Source organism: Streptomyces sp. C (assembly GCF_000158895.1).
Lineage (GTDB): Bacteria > Actinomycetota > Actinomycetes > Streptomycetales > Streptomycetaceae > Streptomyces > Streptomyces racemochromogenes.
Map to the genome: position 1 here is coordinate 307,372 of NZ_GG657751.1, position 21,491 is coordinate 328,862.

Here is a 21,491-nt window from a genome sequence, read left to right on the forward strand (position 1 = left end):
GCCCCGGCGGAACGCCGCGGGTACCGGGTTGGCCGTCGCACGGGGCGCAGGGGATCATGACCGCGTGCCCAACCGAGAGCCGCTCCACACCTTCCTCCCCCGCACCGGCCTCACCGTCGTCGAGGACGTGCGCCCCGGCAGCCTCTTCCCGCCGGAGGCCGCCTGGCGCATCGCGCGCGGGACCGCGGCGCCGGCCGGCGCCGTCCGGGAGGCGCTCGACGACGCGTGGTGGCGCCGCCTCGCGGATGCCGACGGCGAGTTCCTGGTGGCCGTACTCGGACACCGGATCGGCGGCAACGACTCCTGGTGGACCCGGGTCCGCTCCGCCGGCAGCGGTGTGCCGCGGCTGACCGGCGGCCCCGGGTTCGTGGCGCTCTCCCTCGACGGGCAGGTGCTCCTCGCGGAGGTGCCCGGCGCGGACGGCCCCCGTGTGACGGCCCTCGACCGGCTGCCGGAACGGCTGGAGGAGGCCGCCGCGGCCGCCGGACGCGAGACGGAGGACGAGCGCGCCGAGGTGTGGGCGGCGGTGCCCGGCCGGCCTGCTCTGCCCCTCCACTGGGCGGAGTGGATCGGGTCCAACCCGGCCGCCCCGGACGACCTGCTGATCCGGCTGCTGGACGTGGAGGAGGGCTTCCTGCACGGGTGCGACCGGCCCGCCGTCCTCGACGCCGCCGTGGCGCACCCCGATCCCCGGGTCCGGTCCACGCCCGCAGAAACCTTCCGCCCCAAGCTCACCTCCGACCAGTGGGTCCGCCTGGTGCGCGCCGAGCCGTCGCCGGCGCGACGCGTGCTGCACGCCGAGCGTGCCCGCGCATGGGGTGCCGAACTCCCCGACGACCTGTACGACGAGCTGCTCGCCGGCCCCTCCCGTGCCTCGGCCGCCGAACTCCCCGGGCTCCCCGCCCACCGCCTCCCGGGCCTCGCGGCCGACCCCGACCCCCGCATACGGGCGGCCGCCTGCGCCCGGTGGGAGGAACTCCCCCCACCGCTGCGGGACCGGCTGCTGGCCGACACCGACGACTTGGTGCGTACGGAGGCGCTGCTCGCCCACCACACCGGCACCCCCATGCCCCGCGAGGTCCACGCGGCCCTGCCCGAGCCCCGGCGCGCGCTCGGAGAGTGCCGGCTGGAACGCGACCTGGAGGCGGAGCTGGTCCGGCACGGCACCACGGAGGAACGCCGTACGCTGGCCGCCAACCCGCGGCTCGGCCCCCTCGGCGTCGCCGTCCTGGCGGAAGACCCCGACGAGGACGTCCGCTCGGAGGTGGCTCTGTGGCCCGACCTCGACGAAGAGCAGCGCGCCGCGGTGCGCCACGACTTCGACCCGGCCCGGATGTCGTACCCCCTGCCCTGGGTGGAGCGCCTGCACGGCGACGCCGACGCGATGCGCCGCCTCGCCGCGTCGTCCCATCCACTCGTCCGCCGCAGCGTGGCCCGTGCCCGGCACCTTCCCGCGGACGTCGTGCAGCGCCTGGCGCGGGACGAGGACCGGCCGGTCCGCCTCTTCCTCGCCGAATCCTGCGACGACGCTCCGGCCGAGCTGCTGCTGGAGGTCTGGCGCTGGTGGGACGGCAGCTTCAGCCACCCCGACCGCCCCCGCAGCCACCCCAACTTCCCCCGCACCGGCCTGCTGCGCCATGCCGGCGACCCCGCCGGCCGGATGCGCCGCCTGGCCCTGGACGACCCCCGGTCCACGCCCGCCGACGTCGCACGTCTGGCCCGCGACCCGGAGGCCGAGGTGCGCCGGCGCGCGGCCGAGGACCCCCGGCTGTCACCGGCCGACGCGGTGCGGCTGCTGAACGACCCGGAGGCCGCCGTCCGCGCGAGCGCGGTGCGCCATCCGCGGCTGCCGGCCCGCGTCCTCGCCGGGCTGCTGCACGACCGCGACACGGCGGGCGAGGCGGTCACCAACCCGGCGATCCCGGTCCCCGTCCTCCAGCGCCTCCTGGCCGCGGCCGCGGAAGCCGTGGCCGCCCTGCGCCGGACTCCGCCACCCGGCAGCGCGGCCCCGACGGCGTGACCCCGACGCATCGATCCGGATCGAGGTCACAGCGATCAGCCGGGTGCCGCGTCGGACCCCGGAGTGACGGCCGCGCCGAACCGACCGGCTCAGGGCCAGTCGACGGCGAAGGCACGCGCGGGGTTCCGCGTGAGGAGGTGACCCACCAGCTCCGCACCCAGGGCGGCCACCAGCCGGGGTCTCACCCGGCGCAGCAGGTACGGCATCCCGGGGCCGCCGTCGACCGACCGCGCCCCGGAGACGACGGTGTCCCCGCCGAGCAGCAGCCGGTGTCCGAAGCCCGCATCGGCCAGCGCCCTCACCGCGTCGGGCATCCGCCAGTCGGTGGCGTGATGGGCGAGCGAGGGCCCGTCGAAGGCCAGATAGCAGCCCGCCTCCGCGGCCTGGCGCTGCACCACCCCGTCCGGGGAGCGGTTGAGGTGCCCGAGGACCACCCGGTGAGGCGGGACCTCCAGCTCGTCACAGAGCAGGTCGATCACGTCGAGTGCGCCCGTGCCGTGCTCCAGGTGGACGGCTATGGGCGCACCGGTCTGGTGGTGCGCCTCGGCCGCGGCGGCCATCGTCCATCGGGCGTGCGCGTCGAGGCCGTGGAAGCCGCCCGCGACCTTGACGATCCCGGCGCGGACGCCCGACGCGCCGATGCCCGCGGTCAGTTCGCAGACGAAGAGCTCGCAGAGTCCGCCGCGCAGCGCGTCGAGGAACTCCGGGTCGTAGTGGACGGCTTGGTGCAGCCCGGTCGCGCACACCACGTGCACCCCGGCCGCGCGGGACAGGGCCGGCAGGTCCGCGGTCCGCCGTCCCATGCCGTACGGGGTCCACTGGATGACGCTCGCACCGCCGGCGGCGCGGAACGCGGCCAGTTCGGAGCGTGCGGCCGGGACGTCGTCCAGTTCCCGGCCCGGCAGCTTCGGGCTGCGGAGGAAGAGGTGGTCGTGGGCGTCGCACACGCCCAGGTCGTCGGGGTGCACGTCTGCGAGCACCGTGCGGACGCGCTCTACCACTGCCGTCCGCGCGGCAGTGCGGGCCTTCCGGGTGCCGACACGTGCAACACCTGGAAGACGTCGCCGGAGGCCTTGGGCGCGTGGTGGTCCCAGAGCGAGAAGTGGACCAGCTCCCAGCGGTGCGAGTCGACGGCGGCCGCGGCGAGTACGGCGCCTTCCCGCGAGGCGAGCCGCCCCGCTTCGCGCACCGCGTCCTCCATGAACTCGGACAGCGGCACGTCCTGCGGGACCCGCTGCCGCCGGCGCACGGCGGCGACGGCGGGGGAGCCGGCCGCGGTGCCCTCCTCGTAGGCCAGGCCCGTCCACTGCCGCACGTCCGGCCGCCCGAAGTCGTTGACGGGCCCCTGGAAGGCGCCTCCCCACAGGAAGGTGTTCATCCCCTCCATGGTGTTCCAGAGGTAGAACGGCGCGTACTGGTTGACCGGCGAACCGTGTACCCCGCGCTCGCGCATCAGGTACGCCTTGAAGCCGAGGCCGTCCCAGTCGTCGAGGGCGTGCCCGAGGCGGGCGACTCGGTCGCGGATGATGTCCATGTCGTAGTCGGCGGGCAGGGTCATCTCGTACTGCATGGCGTGCAACGTGAGCTCCGTCCTCAAGCGGGGTAGTGGTCCACGACGTGTTCGTGCCACTCGACGGTCGAGCCGTCCTCAGCCGCCTCCACGACGGCGAGATGCGTCATGAAGGTGCCGGGAGCGGCGCCGTGCCAGTGCCGTTCGCCGGGCTCGATCCACACGGTGTCGCCGGCCCGGATCGCGGTGACGTCACCGCCCTCGCGCTGGACCAGTCCTTCGCCCTCCAGGACGTGCAGGACCTGGCCGTGCGGATGGCGGTGCCAGGCGGTGTGCGCGCCGGGGGCGAAGTGCACGCTGAACATCCGCAGCCGGGACGGTGACTCCGGGGCGGCTATCTCGTCCAGCCACACCGTGCCCGTGAAGTGCTCCGCCGGGCCCTGCCGGGTGTCGGGGCGCCTTGTCGTGATGTGCACGGGGAACTCCTCAGGATGCGGGTCGAAGAAGGGAGAGCAGCCCGCGTACCCCCGAGTCGAAGGCCGCGGGCGAGCCCGACGCGCGGGCCAGGACGTAGCCCCCCTGCACCGTGGCGAGGACCGTCGCGGCGATCTCCCGCGCGTCGAGGGAGCGGGCGAACTGGCCCTGTTCCTGGCCCGCTTCGACGATGCGGACGAGCTGCTCACGCAGCCAGGCGATCGTCTCCTCCACCGGCGCCCGCAGATCGTCGCTGGCGACCACGTCCGGGTCCATGGTCAGGCGGCCCACGGGGCAGCCGCGCAGCACGTCGCGTTCGCGCTCCAGATAGGCCCGGATCCGCTCGTACGGTGACCCGGGCCCGTCCAGCGCGCTCTGCGCGGAGGCGCGCAGTTCCTCGCAGGTGCGGCGGATCGCGGCCAGCGCGAGGTCGGGCTTGCCCTGGAAGTGGTGGTACATGCTGCCCTGGCCCACGCCCGCGCGCTCCAGGATCGCCTTGGGGCTGGTGCCCACGTAGCCGCGCTCCCAGAGCAGTTCGCGGGTGGACTCGATCAGCCGGTCCTGAGTGCTCATACGAGGACTGTACATACCAGTAGGTACAGAAGTCGAGCAGGGACGCCGTGAGGCCGTGCCGTCGTACGGTCGTGCCGGGGGTCAGGCGCTGGTCGGCACGCCCGCGTTCGCGAGGATGTCGCGGGCGGGCAGGGCGGTGCTCTGTGCGGCGGTCAGCCCGGAGGCCGCGAGGTGGGCGTCGACGATGCGCAGGCCGGCCGCGTATCCGGCGGCGTCGGGCAGCCCGACGGGCTCGCAGCCCATACGGCGGGCGGTGGCGTCGCCGTACACGTACGGGGGCAGGTTCCACATCCCGGCCACGTCGATCGCCGCCGTGACCTTCGCCTGTGCCTGCTCCAGCTCCCGGCCGGACAGCCTCGTCGCCCAAGGCCCCATCGCGTCCTCACCGGCCACCTCGCGTACGAACGCCTCGGCCAGTCCCTCGGCCACCACCTGCTCGCCTACCGTGACGGTGGCCGGGTCCCAGACCACGTTGGCGTAGCGCACGTTGTGGTGGAGCTCGTGCGCGGCGGCGTACCCGATCTTGGCGAGGCTGGTCGGGGTGGGCCACATCGTCAACTGGATCGCCCCCGGTATGCCACCCATTCCGAAGTAGCCCCCGTTGCGGACCGTCAGCAGCTCGTCGTCCGGGTCACCCAGGGCAAGGACGACGTGCACGGTCTCGGCGGCCTCGATCCCGGGCACCGCTGCGCTCAGCCGCCTCCACGCCGCGGCCAGGCAGTCCTCCATCCGGCTCCACACCCGGGCGTCCTGCATCTGCCGAAGGGCCGTCAGGTAGCGCGCATCCTCCACGTCGATCCGGAACCCACTGCCGGCCTGGTGCATCTGGACCATGTCCAGGTCACCGATCGCGGACATGGCGCTCTGCAGGGGGCTGAGCATCTCGCGCAGGGCGTCGGGCCGTTCCTCCAGCGGGCGCTGCAGGAGATCGAGCATGGCGGACGCCGTGTCATGAACGATGATCTTCATGACACGGGACGGTAGGACCTCCCCCTACGTGAGGATCAAGTTCCGGGGACGCGCGTCATTCCCCGTTGAGCCAGCCGCATACGTAGTACTGCTGGTCCGCGGCTCTCTCGATGATCCATTGATTGAGGACGTCACCTGCGAGCGCACCGGTTTCGGGGTCGCGCCGGGTGATCCTCGCCTCCACGCTGAGCTCGTTCCTGCCCGGCGGGACCTCGTAGTGCTGGAGCTCCCAGCGGTCCACGAAGTATCCGTTGAGGGCGAACCCGAGCAGGGTCGAACGGAGCCGGGGGCACGTGCCTCGGCGCAACGACGTCATGTCGTGGTCGGCGAGCCCGTTCATGTAGAGGGTGAAGACGCGCTCGATGGCCTGGCGGTCGAGGGGCGTGGGTGTCGGCACGGGCGTGGGAGTCGGTGTGGCCCTGGGGCTGGGGCTGGAGCTGGGGCTGGGGCTGGGGCTGGATTTGGCGGCGGACGGGGTGGGTTCGGCAAGGGGGGAGGACGGCGGCCGGGACGGCTGGGCGGGCGCGTCGGCCCCGGTCGAGCGCGTGGGGCCGGCGCCGTCGTCGGAGGCTCCGGATTCCGGTAACCACCAGGGGATCGCGACCAGGACGGCCACGACCACCGCCAAGCCGCCCAGTACGTAGCGCCCGCGCGCGGCAGCGCGGCCGGGGCCGTGGCCCGGAGCCGCCGCGCGCCCGGCCCCCGGCGGCACGGCCGCCCCCAACGGCAGCGTGCCCGAGGGGCCCGGCGGGGAGGGCTCGGGCTCGCCCGCCGGTCCGGCGAGCAGCGCGTACGCCTCCTCGGCGGTGAGGCGCTGCGCCGGGTCCTTGCGGAGCAGTCCCGTCAGCACGGGGCCGAGCTCCCCCGCGCGGACGGCGGGGGCGGGATCCTCCGTGGCCACGGCGGCGAAGACGGCCCAGGAGCCGGAGCCGTTGAACGGAGGATGTCCCTCCACGGCGGTGTACAGCGTCACGCCAAGGGACCACAGGTCGGATTCGGCGGTCGGCGGGAGACCGCGCATCTGCTCGGGGGACATGTACACCGGGGTCCCCATGAGCGCCCCCGAGCGGGTCAGACCCGGCTCGCCCTCCACGGTCGCGATCCCGAAGTCGGTCAGCACCACCCGGTCGCCTTCGAGCAGCACGTTGGCGGGCTTGATGTCCCGGTGGACCACGCCCGTCGCGTGCACGGCGCGCAACGCGTCCAGAACCTGCCGGCCGATCACGGCCACGCGGGCGGGCGGGAGCGGGCCGTCCTCCTTGACGAGGTCGTCCAGGGAGCGGCCGCGGACGAGCTCCATCACGATCCACGGCCGGCCGTCCTCGTCGGCTATCCGGTCGTGGACGGTGATCACCCCCGGGTGTTTCAGCCGGGCGGCCGCACGTGCCTCGCGGTCCAGCCGGGCGATCCACGCCTGCTTCCGGGAAGCGTCGAGGTCGTCGGGGAGCCGGAGTTCCTTGAGCGCGACCTCCCGGCCGAGTTGCTCGTCGTGGGCCCGCCAGACGGTCCCCATGCCGCCCTGGCCGAGCAGTTCGGCCAGCCGGTACCGGCCGGCCAGCAGTCGTCCGCGATCGTCAGTCACGACCGGGAACCTAACCCAACGCATCCGGCCGGACCAACGCCCCCTGCCCCTGCGGGGCGGGCCGGCAGGCTCCCGGCCCGCCTCCGTCTCCTCCTCAGCGCAGTTGTTCGGCCAGTCCGACGATGACGCCCTCGGGGCCGTGGACGTAGCAGAGCAGGTAGCTGTCCTCGAACCGGGCGACCTCGCCGACGAGCTCGGCACCGTGCGGGCGCAGGCGGGCGAGGGTGTCCGCGAGGTCGTCGACGGCGAACATGACGCGGTGCGTGCCCAGGATGTTGTGCGGCCGCTTGCGCGGCCCGTCAACGATCACCGCGGGGTTGCGGTACTTCGCCAGTTCGAGTCGGCTGTGGCCGTCCGGCGTGCGGAGCATCGCGATGTCGCAGTGGACGTCGTCGAGGCCGGTGCACTGGTCGGCGAAGAGGCCCTCGACCTCCGCCCTGCCCTCCAGCTCCATACCGAGTTCCACGAAGAACGCGACGGCGGCGTCCATGTCCTCGACGACGATGCCGACGTTGTCCATCCTCTGAATCGCCATGCCGACCACTGCCTTCTCTTCGCGGGGCCGGTCGCGGCCCACCTGCGCCCGGGGGACGGAGCTCACGGCACGCTACCGGCATCCGCGGTCGGAGGAACTCCGGGGCGAGCCATACGGACGACGCCCCGTACTTCATCCCACCCGGCACCGCAGCCGAGGGGTACTCGGCTCCGAGGCGCTGAAGTGGCGGACCGCGTTCCAGGCCGGCGCGAATGGTCAGACGGGCCCTCGGGCCTGTCGTCAAACTCCCGTCTGCCCCGCGACGCCTGGCACGCGCTCTCGCCGCACCGGGCGAAAGCCAAGTACGTCCAGTACGCGGGCTTCCGCCCGGCGCACCGAGAGCACGCACCAGACGCCGCGGGGCCGCCCTCCGGGCGACGACGGGAGTTTGACGACAGGCCCTAGACCGCGGCCGGTCCCCGGACGGGGCGTCAGCGGGTCCGGACCGGGTCGAGGAGGCCCGGCGGGAGGTACTCCGCGAGGGACCGGGCCGCGGCCACAGGGTCGGCGGACCAGTCGACGGGCAGGTTCACCGGCCAGCGCGGCAGCCCCACCGGCTGGGCGCTCCCCAGCCTCCGGGCCACGTCCTCGCGCAGCCGCGGCAGCATCGCGTAGAGCCGGTCGCCGGGACAGGCGGTGCTGTTGAAGTCCCGGTGCCCGTAGATCTCGGACGGGGAGACCTCGTACTGGCGGCAGACCTGGGCGCACAGGTCGGCGAGGGCGGAGAACTGCGCCGCGGGAGGCTCCGCGGTCGTGTACGTGCCCTCGTTCTCGATGCCGATGGCCACGCTGTTCTGCCCCACGCAGTGGGCGCCCCGCACCAGCCGGTCGCCGGACTCCAGTGCGGCCAGGCTGTGGTGGCGGCCCTCCAGGACGAAGGCGCCCCGGCTGACGGTGAAGTGCTGGCCCGTGTCGATCCAGCCCTGCGTGTCCATGTGGAACCTCTGGATCGCCCGGGCCAGCGCGTGGGCCCGCTCCCGCGAGTAGTCGGTCACGTTGGCCGAGGCCGTGTGGTGCACGATGATCCGCTCGGGGCGCGTGTCGAGGACCACCACCTCCTCGGACGCCTCGCGGGCCCCCCAGCCGTCGCAGTCGGTGATCCGGGGCTCGGTGGCCCCGTCCCACCCCCCGGACCGCCGGGAGCCGGCGGCGGCGCGGGCCGCGCCGGTGGCGGCGGGCAGGACGGTGGCGGCTCCGAGCACGAGCGCGGCGGAGAACACGCTGCGGCGGGAGAGCCTCAAGAAGGGGGACGTCATGAAACCGCCTGTTCCGGTGGGGGTGGGGTGGGCACCCCATCGAAGGGCAGCCCGCCCCGCAAGGCACACAGGCGCGCCGAGGGGCCACTTCCCCGCATCCCTTCCCGAGCCAAACGAGCGCCCCGGCCGCCAGGACCGGGATCATCCCGCCGGTATCACCCCGCCGGTATCCCCCCCGACCGGGATCACCCCGCCAGGGTCACCCCGCCGGTGAGCCGGCCGGGGCCGGAGCGCCGAACCAACGGCGCATCGCCTGCTCGAACTCCTCGCCATCGGGGTGACGATCACCGGCCCAGGCGACCACGCCGTCCGGCCGCACCAGCACGGCACCCAGCCCGAAGTCGTTCCCCGCCCTCCCGGCCGCGTACCGTATCCGGCCCTCCCAGCCGGTCACGCAAGCGCGCAGGCGCCGGTCGGTGGTGAAATCGAGCACGACGGCCCGTCCGTCCTCCATGAGGTCGCCGAGGCGACCGCCGTCCTCGAAACGGAAGTCGGGGGCGCTGCGGCCCACCAGCGGATGCTCACTGCCGAGGTCGTACCGGATCCACGATCCCGACAGCCTCTCGAACACGTAGGTCGCACCGTCACGGGTCCCGATGAGCTCGCGGACCACTGCCTGGATCGCCTGGGCGTGCGGTTCCGGCCTCATGGTCGCCACCTGGGCGCGCGACCAGTCGAGCACCGCCGCACCGATCGGATGGCGCTCGTCGGCGTAGGTGTCGAGGAGTCCGTCCGGCGCGTACCCGTGCACGGTCGCCGCGAGCTTCCATCCCAGGTTCACGGCGTCACCGATGCCGGTGTTCAGCCCCTGGCCGCCGAGGGGGGAGTGGATGTGGGCGGCGTCGCCCGCGAGCAGGACGCGTCCCCGCCGGTAGGACGTCGTCTGCATCGCCCGATCGGTGAAGCTGGAGGCGATGTGGACCTCCCCGATCGTCACGTCGATGCCGGACACGCGGCGCAGGACCGCCTGGAGATGGTCGCGGGTCAGCGGCTGTGAACGGTCGAACGCACCGCCGTCGAAGTCCGTCATGGCGATGTGCCCGTCGGTGGGCATCCGGAGGTACATGCCCGTCGGCGTGAGGTGGAACCCGGGGCGCAGCCTCTCGGCATCGGCGAGAGTGGCTTGCAGCGTGTACCCGGTGAACTGCGGCTCGGTGCCGACGAATTCGAAGCCGGCGAGCCCGCGCACCGTACTGCGTCCGCCGTCGCAGCCGACCAGCCAGCGCGCCTCGTACGCGTCCGCGCCGGCTCGTGCGACCACGCTCTCCCCGTTCTGGGAGACGGCCGAGACCCTGACGCCGCGCCTGATCTCCACGCCGAGCTTGGACGCCTGCCCGGACAGCACCGTCTCGACCGCTTCGAGGTCCGTCATCACGGCTTCGGGCGCCGGGCCGGGAAGCCGGAACGGGAGGGCGGCGACGTCGACCCGGTCGCCGTCGAGCATCATGCCGGCGAAGTGGCCGACGAACCGGGGGCCTGTCGACGCACCCCCTCCGGGGGCCGCACCGAACACCTCCTGAACCCCCGACGCCGTCATCAGCGGTTCCAGCAACCCGCGCCGGTAGAACGCCTCCACCGATGCGGCGGACAGCCCACGCCTGCCGAGCGGGGCCGACCGTAACGGGGAGCCGGGCCCCGGCTCCCGTTCGAGCACCACTACCGAACAGCCCGCGAGGCCGAGCTCGCACGCCAGGGCCAGGCCCACCGGACCGGCTCCCACGATCACTACGTCATGCACGAGAGATCCCCTCCTCGAACGCCGAGCCGGACGGTCATCCGGCCGGACCTCTCGAACGGTGCCAGCCCCCTCCGACATCCCACCGACAAGGCACCGACACGCATGCGCGGCGGCGAGCAGCAGGAACCGCCAGGCGCCCGCCCGGCATGACACCGTGCTAGCCATTCGTGCCGAATGTCCCATTCCGCGCAGATATGGCCCGTGAAGTGGATCACTCTCCGTCGTGCTTTCCACATGCTTCCGGGGGCCGGGGGCACCCGCCCTCCCGGGCGGCCGGCTGGTCGCCCCGGTTCTCCGGGTGACCAGCGGGGGGCCCGAAGGAACGAAAGGCAACACCCGACGTGACCGCAGCACAACAGACCATCCACGTGGGCGGCGAGTGGCGGGCATCACTCTCCGGAGACACCCGCCAGATCATCGACCCCGCCGACGCCACCGCCTTCGCGGTCGTCGCGGAGGGCGGGTTCCCGGACGCCGACGACGCGGTCGCCGCCGCCCGCGCCGCCTTCGACGCGGGCGCCTGGCCCCGCACGCCGGTCCCCGCCCGCGCCGCCCTCCTGCGCCGGGTCGCCGACCTGCTGGAACGCGACCGGGAGCGGATCGGCGCCCTGGAGAGCCGGGACGCGGGCAAGACGCTGGAGGAGGGCCGCACCGACGTCGACTGCGTGCGCGACGCCTTCCGCTACTTCGCCGACCTGGTGGAGAAGGAGAGCGCGGCGCGCGTCGTCGACGCCGGTTCGCCGGACGTGCACAGCGTGGTCGTCCCCGAGCCCGTGGGCGTGTGCGCGCTGATCACCCCGTGGAACTACCCGCTCCTCCAGGCCAGCTGGAAGATCGCGCCGGCCCTCGCCGCCGGCAACACCTTCGTCGTCAAGCCCAGCGAGATCACCCCGCTGAGCACGGTCGCCCTGGTCGAGCTGCTGCTGGAGGCCGGGCTCCCGCTCGGCGCCGCCAACATCGTCACCGGCCCCGGCCACACCGTGGGCGCGCGGCTCGCCGAGCACCCCGACGTCGACCTGGTCTCGTTCACCGGCGGACTCGTCAGCGGCACCAAGGTCGCGCGGGCGGCGGCCGACAGCGTCAAGAAGGTCGCGCTCGAACTGGGCGGCAAGAACCCCAACATCGTCTTCGCGGACGCCTGCGCCACCCCCGAGGGCTTCGACACCGCCGTCGACCAGGCCCTCAACGCCGCGTTCATCCACAGCGGCCAGGTCTGCTCGGCCGGCTCCCGCCTCATCGTCGAGGAGCCGCTGCGGGAACGGTTCGTCGCCGAACTGGCCCGGCGGGCCGAGCTGATCCGGCTGGGCCGCGGCACCGACCCCGGCGTCGAGTGCGGGCCGCTGGTATCGGCCGCCCAGCGGGAGCGGACCGAGGAGTACGTCGCCTCCGCCCTGGCTGAAGGCGCGGTGCTCCGCGCGGGCGGGGTGCGGCCGGAAGGGCCCGGCTTCTTCTACCGGCCCACCGTCCTCGACCGCTGCCACCGCGGCATGCGCGTGGTCCGCGAGGAGGTCTTCGGCCCGGTCCTGACCGTCGAGACCTTCCGCACCGAGGAGGAGGCCGTCACCCTCGGCAACGACACCGAGTACGGCCTGGCCGGCGCCGTGTGGACCTCCGACGAGGACCGGGCCGCGCGGGTGGCCGGGCTGCTGCGCCACGGCACCGTGTGGATCAACGACTTCCACCCGTACCTGCCGCAGGCCGAATGGGGCGGCTTCGGCAAGTCCGGCATCGGACGCGAACTGGGCCCCACCGGCCTGGCCGAGTACCGCGAGGCCAAGCACGTCTACCGCAACCTCTCCCCGCGTCCCGTCCGGTGGTTCGCCGGCGGACAGGACGACGCCGTACGCGCCGAGCACCAGAAGGACCGGGCATGAACCACCAGCACGACCAGCAGGTGTACGACTACGTCGTCGTCGGCGGCGGGACCGCCGGTTCCGTGATCGCCTCCAGGCTGACCGAGGACCCCGAGGTCAGCGTGGCCGTCATCGAGGGCGGACCCAGCGACGTCGGCCGCGAGGACGTCCTGACCCTGCGCCGGTGGACGGGACTGCTCGGCGGCGAACTGGACTACGACTACCCCACCACCCGGCAGCCCCGCGGCAACTCCCACATCCGGCACAGCCGGGCCCGGGTGCTGGGCGGCTGTTCCTCGCACAACACGCTCATCTCGTTCAAGCCGCTCCCCTCCGACTGGGACGAGTGGGCCGAGGCCGGGGCCGAGGGCTGGGACGCGGCCTCCATGGACCCGTACTTCGACCGGCTCCGCAACAACATCGTCCCGGTACACGAGGACGACCGGAACGCCATCGCCCGGGACTTCGTGGAAGCGGCGCAGGACGCCCTGGGCGTCCCCCGGGTCGAGGGGTTCAACCAGGGCGCCTTCCACGAGGGGGTCGGCTTCTTCGACCTGGCCTACCACCCGGAGGACAACAAGCGGTCCTCCGCGTCGGTCGCCTACCTGCACCCCTTCCTGGACCGGCCGAACCTGCACATCGCCCTGGAGACGTGGGCCTTCCGGCTGGAGCTGGAGGGAACCCGGGCCACCGGAGTGCACGTGCGCACCGCCGACGGCCGGGAGCACCTGGTGCGGGCCCGGCGCGAGGTGCTGGTGTGCGCCGGCGCCGTGGACTCGCCGCGGCTGCTGCTGCACTCGGGCATCGGACCGCGGCCGGACCTGGAGGAGCTGGGCATCCCGGTCGTGCACGACCTGCCGGGGGTGGGTGAGAACCTCCTCGACCACCCGGAGTCGGTCATCGTGTGGGAGACGAACGGTCCGATACCGCAGAACTCGGCGATGGACTCGGACGCAGGGCTGTTCGTCCGCCGGGACCCGGCGGCCCAGGGGCCGGACCTGATGTTCCACTTCTACCAGGTGCCGTTCACCGACAACCCGGAGCGGCTGGGCTACGAACGCCCCGCCCACGGCGTGTCGATGACCCCGAACATCCCCAAGCCGCGCAGCCGTGGCCGGCTCTACCTGACCAGTGCCGACCCCGAGGTCAAGCCGGCGCTGGACTTCCGGTACTTCACCGACGAGGACGACTACGACGGCCGGACCCTGGTCGACGGCATCCGGATCGCCCGGCGGATCGCGGCGGCCGAGCCGCTGGCCGGCTGGCTGAAGCGCGAGGTCTGCCCGGGGCCGGAGGTCACCTCCGACGAGGAGCTCAGCGCGTACGCCCGGCAGGTCGCGCACACCGTGTACCACCCGGCCGGGACCTGCCGGATGGGTGCCGCGGACGACCCGCTCGCCGTCGTCACACCCGATCTGAGGATCCGTGGCCTGTCGGGCATCCGGATCGCCGACGCGTCCGTCTTCCCGACCATGACCGCCGTGAACCCGATGATCGGTGTGCTGATGGTCGGGGAGAAGTGCGCCGAACTGCTGGGAGGTGCCGGCCGATGAGCCAGACCGAGAGCCAGTCGAACCCCCCGTCGCGGGCACGGCCGCGGAGCCGGCCGGCCGGGGGCCTGGTCGCCGGGTCCGGCGCCGGATCGGACGCCGGGTCCGGCGCCGGATCCGTCTTCTCCGTCCGGAACCTGTGGAAGGTCTTCGGGCCGAAGGCCGAGCGGATCCCCGCCGATCCGGAACTGGTGTCCCTGGACGCCGCCGCACTGCGCGAGCGGACCGGCTGCACGGCCGCCGTCCGCGACGTCTCCTTCGACGTCCGCAAGGGCGAGGTGTTCGTCGTGATGGGCCTGTCCGGTTCCGGCAAGTCCACGCTGGTGCGCTGCCTGACCCGGCTCATCGAGCCGACCTCGGGCACCCTCTCCATCGACGGCGAGGACGTCCTGGCCATGGACCCCGCCCGGCTGCGCGAACTGCGCCGGCACCGCGCCGCCATGGTCTTCCAGCACTTCGGCCTGCTGCCGCACCGCACCGTCCTCGACAACGTCGCCTACGGCCTGGAGATCCAGGGCGTGGGCCGCGGAGAACGGCGCGAGCGCGCCGCGGAGTTCGTGGCGAAGGTCGGGCTGCACGGCATGGAGCGGCGGCGGCCCGGCCAGCTGTCCGGCGGTCAGCAGCAGCGCGTGGGCCTGGCCCGCGCGCTCGCGGTGGACCCCGAAGTGCTCCTGTTCGACGAGCCGTTCAGCGCGCTCGACCCGCTGATCCGGCGGGACATGCAGGAGGAGGTCGTCCGCCTGCACCGCGAGGAGGGCCGCACCATGGTCTTCATCACCCACGACCTCGGCGAGGCCCTGCGGCTCGGCGACCGGATCGCCCTGATGCGCGACGGCCGGATCGTCCAGCTCGGGACGCCCGAGGAGATCGTCGGCTCCCCCGCCGACGACTACGTCCGCGACTTCGTCCGGGACGTGCCGCGCGAGCAGGTGCTGACGGTCCGCTCGGCGATGCGCCCGGCGCGGAACGGCGAGGCCGCGGCCGGCCCGGCGCTGGCGCCGAGCGCCACCGTCCACGAGGCCATCGAGGCGGTCGCCCGGTCCGGGGAGACCGCCCGGGTCGTCGAGAACGGCCGGTGCCTGGGGGTGGTCGACCAGACGGTGCTGCTGGGCGTGGTCGCCGGGGTCCCCGCCCCGGCCGGAAGGGCGGTGGCCTGATGTACTCCCATACGACCTGGCCGCCGCCCTGCGACGGCACGCGGGCCCCCTGCCCGGGGCGGTGGGGCCGATGAGCGCCACCACCTCCGCTCCCGCCGGACGTACGCCCGCGGCCGGCGCTCCCGCCACCGCCCCCGCCCCCGCCCGGGGAACCGGAGACCGACGCCCGTGCCCGTGCCCGCGGCCGCGGCCGCGGCCGGCGCGAACTGCTCCGGCGTCGGCGCGGCCTGCTGATCGGTGCGGGCGCGGCGATCCTGCTCGTCCTGGGCTCCGCCCTGCTCGGCGGCGGCAGCTGGCCCGGCGGTCTGACCGCGGACGTGTCGGTGCCGCTGGACCGCGCCGGCGACTGGATCATCGACAACCGCGACGACCACCCGCTGTTCCTGTACTTCCTCGGGCACGTCAGCAACTTCGTGGTCGTCTCCGTGCGCGCCGTGTACCTGCTGCTGCTCACCCTCGGCTGGGCCGGGGTGACCGCTGCCGCCGGACTGCTGGCCTGGCGGCTGGCGGGAACGCGCCTCGCCCTGGTCTCCGTCGCCGCGTTCGCCGTCTGCGGGCTGCTGGGCATGTGGGTCCCCACGATGCAGACCCTGGCCCTGATGGCGGTGGCCGTGCTGGCGTCCGTACTGCTCGGTGCGCTTCTCGGGCTGGCCGCGGGCCTGTCCGACCGGCTGGACCGGGTGCTGCGCCCGGTGCTCGACACCATGCAGGTGCTGCCCGCGTTCGCCTACCTGCTGCCGGTGGTGCTGGTCTTCGGCATCGGCGTACCGGCCGCTGTCCTGGCGACCGTGGTGTACGCCGCCCCGCCGATGGCCCGCCTCACCGCACTGGGGCTGCGCGGCGCGGACCCGGGGGTCATGGAAGCCGCCGCTTCCCTCGGAGCGACCGGCCGGCAGCGGCTGCTGACGGCCCGGCTGCCGCTGGCCCGGAAGGAACTGCTGCTCGGCGTGAACCAGGCGATCATGATGGCGCTCGGCATGGCCGTGATCGCCTCCGTGATCGGCGCCGGCGGTCTCGGCGACCGGGTCTACCAGGCGCTGGCCTCCGTGGACGTCGGTGCCGCGCTCGCCGCGGGCGTGCCGATCGTGCTGCTCGCCGTGGTCCTGGACCGTGTCACCGCCGCCGCGGGCGCCCGGATCGGGTCCGCTCCGGCCGCCGGCCCGGCCGGCCGCGGCCGTACACCGGCCCTCGCGTCGGCCGTCGCCGTCGCCGTCGTCGCCGCTGTCGCCGCGGCCGGTCACCTCACCGGCCGGCTCGGCTGGCCGCGCACGTGGGCCGTGGACACCGCCGGGCCCGTCAACCGGGCCGTGGACTGGATGACCGCGCACCTGTACTCCGGGGTGCCCGTCGTCGGCGGCACCGCCGACTGGGCCGCCCGCTTCACCACCGGGGTCCTCAACCCGCTCCGCTCCGGCCTGCAGTGGCTGCCCTGGTGGTCGGTCCTGCTGGCGGTCGGCGCCCTCGCCCTCCTCATCGGCACCTGGCGGACCGCCGCCACCGCGGTCCTCGCGATGGCCGCGATCGGCGTCCTCGGCGTGTGGGGGCCCGCCCTCGACACCCTCTCCCAGGTGCTGGCCGCGGTCGCCGCGACCCTGCTGCTCGGCCTCGCCCTCGGCGCGGCCGCCGCGCGCGGCGGCCGCCTGGACCGCGTGCTGCGGCCCGTCCTCGACGTGTTCCAGACGCTGCCCCAGTTCGTCTACCTGATCCCGGTGGTCGCCCTGTTCGGCGTGGGCCGCGCCCCGGCCGTCGCCGCGGCCGTGGTGTACGCGCTGCCCGCGGTGGTGCGCATCACCGCGCAGGGCCTGCGGGCGGTCGACCCGGGCGCGATGGAGTCCGCGCGGTCCCTCGGGGCGACCGGGCGCCAGCAGCTGCTCCAGGTCCAGCTGCCGCTGGCCCGGCCGGCGCTGCTGCTGGCCGTCAACCAGGGCGTGGTCCTGGTCCTGGCCGTGGTCGTGATCGGCGGCCTGGTGGGCGGCGGGGCGCTCGGCTACGACGCCGTGTTCGGTCTCGCCCAGGGCGACCTGGCGACCGGGCTCGTCGCCGGCGCCGCGATCGTCTGCCTGGGCCTGGTGCTCGACCGGGTCACCCAGCCGACGCAACGCCGCACCCGCACCGGAAAGGGGGCCTGAGATGGCTCGCACCCGTATCGCCGCCCTGGCCGCCGCCGCGGCCCTGACCGTCGGCGCCGGCCTCACCGGCTGCGGCGCCGCCGACATGACCCGTCAGGCCTCCCCGTTCTCGGACACCGAGGGGGCCCGGACCGTGACCCTGTCCGTGCAGTCCTGGGTGGGCGCGCAGGCCGACGTCGCCGTCGCCCAGTACCTGCTGGAACACGAGCTCGGCTACCGGGTGGACACCGTGCAGATCGACGAGGTCCCCGCCTGGGACGCGCTCAGCCAGGGCCGGGTGGACGCCATCCTGGAGGACTGGGGACACCCGGAGCAGGAGGAGCGGTACATCGACGGCAAGGGCACCGTCGTCCCCGGCGGCGACCTCGGGGTCACCGGGCACATCGGCTGGTTCGTGCCGGCGTACTTCGCCGAACAGCACCCCGACGTCACCGACTGGAAGAACCTGGACAAGTACGCCGCCGAGCTCCGCACCGCGGAGAGCGGCGGCAAGGGGCAGCTGCTCGACGGCTCCCCGTCGTACGTCACCCACGACAAGGCCCTGGTGAAGAACCTGGGCCTGGACCTCCAGGTGGTGTTCGCCGGCTCCGAGGCGGCCCAGATCACGCAGATCAAGCAGTTCGCCAAGGAGCGGAAGCCCTTCCTCACCTACTGGTACGAGCCGCAGTGGCTGTTCGAGAAGGTGCCCATGACGGAGGTGAAGCTGCCCGGTCACGAGAAGGGCTGCGACGCCGACCCGGAGAAGGTGGCCTGCGCGTACCCGCACACGCCGCTGCGGAAGTTCCTCAACGCCCGGTTCGCGAAGGACGGCGGCGACGCGGCCGCGTTCCTGAAGCGGTTCCGCTGGACGAAGGACATGCAGAACGACGTCGCGCTGATGATCGCCGAGGAGAAGCTGGCCCCGCGGGAGGCGGCGGCGCGCTGGGTCAAGGAGAACCGCACCACCTGGCAGGCCTGGCTGCCCGCCACCCCCTGAGGCGGTGCCGTGCCTGGTGTAGGGGCCGGCCGCACGGGCAGACGCCCCCCGAGTTCGGTTCCGTCCCGGAGTCCACGGTCCGGCCCGGGCCGTGGACGGCCTCGGGCACCACCGCCGTACGCCGGGTGGAGGCCCCCGGGGAACCGGAGCCGTGAGACGAGAGGCGGCGGCTCCCATGCCCCCTACGGCACTCATCGTGATCGACATGCTCAACACCTACGAGCACGAGGACGCCGAGGCCCTGGTCGCCTCCGTGCGCGAGGCACTGCCCGGCATCACCACCCTGCTGAAGCACGCCCGCGCCAGCGAGTCGCCCGTCATCTACGTGAACGACAACTTCGGACAGTGGCGCTCCCACCACGGCGAGATCCTGGACGCGGCCCTCGCGGGCCGCCACCGGAGCCTGGTCGAGCCGGTCGCCCCCGACGAGGACGCCCTCTTCGTGGTCAAGGCGCGGCACTCGGTCTTCTACGAGACCCCGCTGGCCTATCTGCTCGGCGAGCTCCGGGCCGAGCGACTCGTCCTGTGCGGCCAGGTGACCGAACAGTGCGTGCTGTACTCGGCGCTGGACGCCCACATCCGTCACTTCGACGTCGTCGTGGCGGCCGACGCGGTCGCCCACATCGACGCCGAGCTGGCCGAGGCGGCCCTGCACATGATGAGCCGCAACATGTCCGCCGACATCTGCACGGTGGCCGACGTCGTCTTCGACGGCTGACAGGTGCTTGCTGGGGTGCCGCGCCACTTCCGGCGCGACCTGGCACCCCCGCCGCCCCGCCCGGGAAGGTGCCGCCCGCCCCCCGCCAGGTCGAGGGCCCGCATGAGAGGCCCCTCGCCGGGCAGGCGCCGTGAGAAGTCGACCGCCGGGTCGGACCGGCGAAGACGCGCAGGCCGACCGGCAAGGAGTGCAGAAGCATGGTGTACGAGACCTGCCCCTCCACGAAGACCGCGGCCCCACGGGCGTCCGCGGGCGCGGGGACAACGGGAGGTGCCCCGTGTGCGGCCTGACCGGAGAGGTGCGTTTCGACGGCGGGCGGCCCGACCTGGCCGCCGTCGAACGCATGACCGACGCGCTGGAGGCGCGCGGGCCCGACGGCAGAGGGTCCTGGTCCCAGGGCGCGGTGGCCCTGGGGCACCGCAGACTGCAGATCATCGACCTGTCGGAGCGCGGCGCCCAGCCCATGGTGGACACCCGGCTCGGCCTCACCGTGGTGTTCAACGGCTGCGTCTACAACTACCGAACGCTGCGCGCCCGCCTCGAAGGGCTCGGGCACCACTTCTTCTCCGACTCCGACACCGAGGTCATCGTCAAGGCGTACGCGCAGTGGGGACGGGACTGCGTCAGGTACCTCGTCGGCATGTTCGCCTTCGCCGTGGCCGAGCACCGCACCGGCCGCGTCGTCCTGGGCCGTGACCGGCTGGGCATCAAGCCCCTCTACGTCACCGAGGACAGCGACCGGCTCCGCTTCGCCTCCTCCCTGCCGGCCCTGCTGGCGGGCGGGGGAGTCGACACCGCCATCGACCCCGTGGCGCTCCACCAGTACCTGAGCTGGCACGGCACGGTCGCCGCGCCCCGCACCGTCCTGGCCGGCGTGCGCAAGGTCCCGCCGGCCACCGTCCGCGTCGTCGAGCCCGACGGCACCCACCACGACCACTGCTACTGGCAGCCCTCGTACACCAGGCACTCCGACCTCGGACACGACCCGGCGCTCTGGCGGGAGGCCGTGCACGACGCCCTGCGCACGGCCGTGAGGCGGCGCACCGTCGCCGACGTCCCCGTCGGGGTCCTCCTGTCGGGCGGCCTCGACTCCAGCCTGATGGTGGCGATGCTCGCCGAGGACGGCCACGAGGACGTCCCGACCTTCGCCATGGGCTTCGAGGAGGAGAACGGCGAGACCGGCGACGAGTTCGTGTACTCGGACCTGGTCGCCCGCCGGTTCTCGACCGACCACCGCCAGTTCCTGATCGCCTCCGACCGGCTTCCGGCCGCCCTGGACGCCGCGATCGGGGCCATGAGCGAGCCGATGGTCAGCCATGACGCCGTGGCCTTCCACCTGCTCTCCGAACAGGTCTCCAAGGAGGTCAAGGTCGTCCTGTGCGGCCAGGGCGCCGACGAGGTGTTCGCCGGCTACCACTGGTACCCGCGGATCGCCGCGGCCGCCCGCGCCGACGCCGCCGACACCTACGCCCGCACGTACTTCGACCGGACGCACACCGACCTCACCGCCATGATCCACCCGGACCTCGCCCCCGGCCACGACACCTCGACCGGCTTCGTACGCGACCACATGGCCGCCCCCGGAGCCGACACCGCCCTCGACGCGGCCCTGCGCATGGACGTGCACGCGCTCATGCCGGACGACCCCGTCAAGCGGGTCGACAACATGACGATGGCCTGGGGTCTGGAGGCCAGGGTGCCCTTCCTCGACCAGGACCTCGTCGAGCTGGCGGCGGCCTGTCCCCCGCAGCTGAAGCTCGCCCAGGGCGGCAAGGCCGTGCTCAAGGACATCGCACGCACCGTCCTGCCCCGCGAGGTCGTCGACCGCCCCAAGGGCTACTTCCCCGTCCCGGCCGTACGGCACATGGCCGGCCCCGTCCTGGCCCGCGTACGGGACGCCCTGACCTCCCCCGAAGCGCGCCGGCGCGGCATCTTCGACGAGCACTGTGTGGCCGAGCTGCTCGCGGCCCCCAACCGCCACCGCGCCCGACGCGGGGCCAACACCCTGTGGCAGGTGGCGTCCCTGGAGATCTGGCTCCAGGCGCACGGCATCCACTGAGTGGTGCGAACACCCCGGAAGCGGCAGCCTGGGAGAGGTGGCCATGCCCTTGGAGCAGACGAACCCCATGGACAGGGACCGCGGTGCCCCCCCGCCCGTACCGGCGCCCGTGCCGGCGCCCGTACCGCCGCCCGTACCGGCGCCCGTACCGGTACGGATGCCCGACCACCTCGGCGCCGACCCGCCGACCCTGCTCGCCGCCCACGGATGCTGGTACCCGTCGGCCGACCCCACCGGCGAGCACGTGGCCTTCATCTGCGACCGCGCCGGGGTCCCGCAGCTGTGGAGCGGGCCCGCCCGGGGGAGCGGGGCCCACGTGCTCGACGGCGACCCCGAGCCGGTGACCGAGGTCTCCTGGTCACCCGACGGGCGCTGGATCGCCTACACCTCGG

17 protein-coding genes and 1 pseudogene are annotated in these 21,491 nt (G+C 73.8%); 9 read left to right on the plus strand and 9 right to left on the minus strand.

Features of this window, described 5'->3' with window-relative positions; translation table 11 throughout:
* The first annotated feature begins 64 nt into the window (after window positions 1–64).
* Window positions 65–2,020 (plus strand): hypothetical protein, encoded by a 1,956-nt coding sequence (locus SSNG_RS34695; protein WP_007268640.1) that lies wholly within the window; start codon window positions 65–67, stop codon window positions 2,018–2,020.
* A gap of 89 nt (window positions 2,021–2,109) precedes the next feature.
* Here SSNG_RS34695 and SSNG_RS34700 read toward each other — a convergent pair whose 3' ends face one another.
* The 9 genes from SSNG_RS34700 to SSNG_RS34740 form a co-directional block, all read right to left on the minus strand.
* Window positions 2,110–3,021: a phosphotriesterase gene (locus SSNG_RS34700; protein WP_007268641.1), complete on the minus strand. Its 912-nt coding sequence runs from the start codon at window positions 3,019–3,021 to the stop codon at window positions 2,110–2,112.
* Window positions 3,015–3,599, minus strand: coding sequence for a DUF4865 family protein (locus SSNG_RS34705; RefSeq protein WP_007268642.1), 585 nt, complete (start codon window positions 3,597–3,599; stop codon window positions 3,015–3,017). The genes SSNG_RS34700 and SSNG_RS34705 overlap by 7 nt, the downstream gene beginning before the upstream one ends.
* Before the next feature lie 14 nt (window positions 3,600–3,613).
* Complete coding sequence (locus tag SSNG_RS34710; protein WP_007268643.1) at window positions 3,614–4,006, minus strand: cupin domain-containing protein; 393 nt, start codon at window positions 4,004–4,006, stop codon at window positions 3,614–3,616.
* Between the two features lie 10 nt (window positions 4,007–4,016).
* The gene (locus SSNG_RS34715; protein ID WP_007268644.1) at window positions 4,017–4,592 is read right to left on the minus strand and encodes a TetR/AcrR family transcriptional regulator; all 576 of its coding nucleotides are present in this window, start codon (window positions 4,590–4,592) and stop codon (window positions 4,017–4,019) included.
* A 66-nt stretch (window positions 4,593–4,658) separates the two neighbouring features.
* Window positions 4,659–5,546, minus strand: a complete 888-nt coding sequence (locus SSNG_RS34720; RefSeq protein WP_007268645.1) for a DUF2268 domain-containing putative Zn-dependent protease — start codon at window positions 5,544–5,546, stop codon at window positions 4,659–4,661.
* 55 nt (window positions 5,547–5,601) lie between these two features.
* Window positions 5,602–7,128, minus strand: coding sequence for a serine/threonine-protein kinase (locus tag SSNG_RS44485; RefSeq protein WP_050780024.1), 1,527 nt, complete (start codon window positions 7,126–7,128; stop codon window positions 5,602–5,604).
* Between the two features lie 94 nt (window positions 7,129–7,222).
* On the minus strand, window positions 7,223–7,663 hold the full coding sequence (locus tag SSNG_RS34730) for a VOC family protein (protein WP_042804787.1): 441 nt from the start codon (window positions 7,661–7,663) through the stop codon (window positions 7,223–7,225).
* Window positions 7,664–8,094: 431 nt separating this feature from the next.
* Window positions 8,095–8,919, minus strand: a complete 825-nt coding sequence (locus SSNG_RS34735) for a peptidoglycan recognition family protein (RefSeq protein WP_128637622.1) — start codon at window positions 8,917–8,919, stop codon at window positions 8,095–8,097.
* A gap of 199 nt (window positions 8,920–9,118) precedes the next feature.
* Window positions 9,119–10,657: an FAD-dependent oxidoreductase gene (locus tag SSNG_RS34740; protein WP_007268649.1), complete on the minus strand. Its 1,539-nt coding sequence runs from the start codon at window positions 10,655–10,657 to the stop codon at window positions 9,119–9,121.
* Window positions 10,658–10,998: 341 nt separating this feature from the next.
* Here SSNG_RS34740 and SSNG_RS34745 point away from each other — a divergent pair, with 341 nt between their 5' ends.
* From SSNG_RS34745 to SSNG_RS44490, 8 genes and pseudogenes are all read left to right on the plus strand, one after another.
* Complete coding sequence (locus SSNG_RS34745) at window positions 10,999–12,531, plus strand: aldehyde dehydrogenase family protein (RefSeq protein WP_007268650.1); 1,533 nt, start codon at window positions 10,999–11,001, stop codon at window positions 12,529–12,531.
* Window positions 12,528–14,063 carry a GMC oxidoreductase gene (locus SSNG_RS34750; protein ID WP_007268651.1) on the plus strand — a complete coding sequence of 512 codons (1,536 nt, stop codon included), beginning with the start codon at window positions 12,528–12,530 and terminating at the stop codon, window positions 14,061–14,063. Before SSNG_RS34745 ends, SSNG_RS34750 begins: the two co-directional genes overlap by 4 nt.
* Window positions 14,060–15,217 carry a glycine betaine/L-proline ABC transporter ATP-binding protein gene (locus SSNG_RS34755; protein WP_007268652.1) on the plus strand — a complete coding sequence of 386 codons (1,158 nt, stop codon included), beginning with the start codon at window positions 14,060–14,062 and terminating at the stop codon, window positions 15,215–15,217. Before SSNG_RS34750 ends, SSNG_RS34755 begins: the two co-directional genes overlap by 4 nt.
* A gap of 206 nt (window positions 15,218–15,423) precedes the next feature.
* The gene (locus tag SSNG_RS34760) at window positions 15,424–17,346 is read left to right on the plus strand and encodes an ABC transporter permease subunit (RefSeq protein ID WP_007268653.1); all 1,923 of its coding nucleotides are present in this window, start codon (window positions 15,424–15,426) and stop codon (window positions 17,344–17,346) included.
* Window position 17,347: 1 nt separating this feature from the next.
* Complete coding sequence (locus SSNG_RS34765) at window positions 17,348–18,322, plus strand: ABC transporter substrate-binding protein (protein WP_007268654.1); 975 nt, start codon at window positions 17,348–17,350, stop codon at window positions 18,320–18,322.
* A gap of 175 nt (window positions 18,323–18,497) precedes the next feature.
* Entirely contained in the window at window positions 18,498–19,040 is a 543-nt protein-coding gene (locus tag SSNG_RS34770; protein ID WP_007268655.1) for an isochorismatase family cysteine hydrolase, read from the plus strand.
* Between the two features lie 277 nt (window positions 19,041–19,317).
* Window positions 19,318–21,099: an N-acetylglutaminylglutamine amidotransferase gene (locus SSNG_RS34775; protein ID WP_007268656.1), complete on the plus strand. Its 1,782-nt coding sequence runs from the start codon at window positions 19,318–19,320 to the stop codon at window positions 21,097–21,099.
* Window positions 21,100–21,166: 67 nt separating this feature from the next.
* Window positions 21,167–21,491: pseudogene (locus SSNG_RS44490) on the plus strand (S9 family peptidase); the annotation flags it as partial.

Excerpts from the sequence above, each read along its gene's own strand:
- SSNG_RS34715 (WP_007268644.1), bottom strand. The coding sequence starts at position 4,592 with ATGTACAGTCCTCGTATGAGCACTCAGGACCGGCTGATCGAGTCCACC.
- SSNG_RS34720 (WP_007268645.1), bottom strand. The coding sequence starts at position 5,546 with ATGAAGATCATCGTTCATGACACGGCGTCCGCCATGCTCGATCTCCTG.
- SSNG_RS34730 (WP_042804787.1), bottom strand. The coding sequence starts at position 7,663 with ATGGCGATTCAGAGGATGGACAACGTCGGCATCGTCGTCGAGGACATG.
- SSNG_RS34735 (WP_128637622.1), bottom strand. The coding sequence starts at position 8,919 with ATGACGTCCCCCTTCTTGAGGCTCTCCCGCCGCAGCGTGTTCTCCGCC.
- SSNG_RS34750 (WP_007268651.1), top strand. The coding sequence starts at position 12,528 with ATGAACCACCAGCACGACCAGCAGGTGTACGACTACGTCGTCGTCGGC.
- SSNG_RS34755 (WP_007268652.1), top strand. The coding sequence starts at position 14,060 with ATGAGCCAGACCGAGAGCCAGTCGAACCCCCCGTCGCGGGCACGGCCG.
- SSNG_RS34765 (WP_007268654.1), top strand. The coding sequence starts at position 17,348 with ATGGCTCGCACCCGTATCGCCGCCCTGGCCGCCGCCGCGGCCCTGACC.
- SSNG_RS34770 (WP_007268655.1), top strand. The coding sequence starts at position 18,498 with ATGCCCCCTACGGCACTCATCGTGATCGACATGCTCAACACCTACGAG.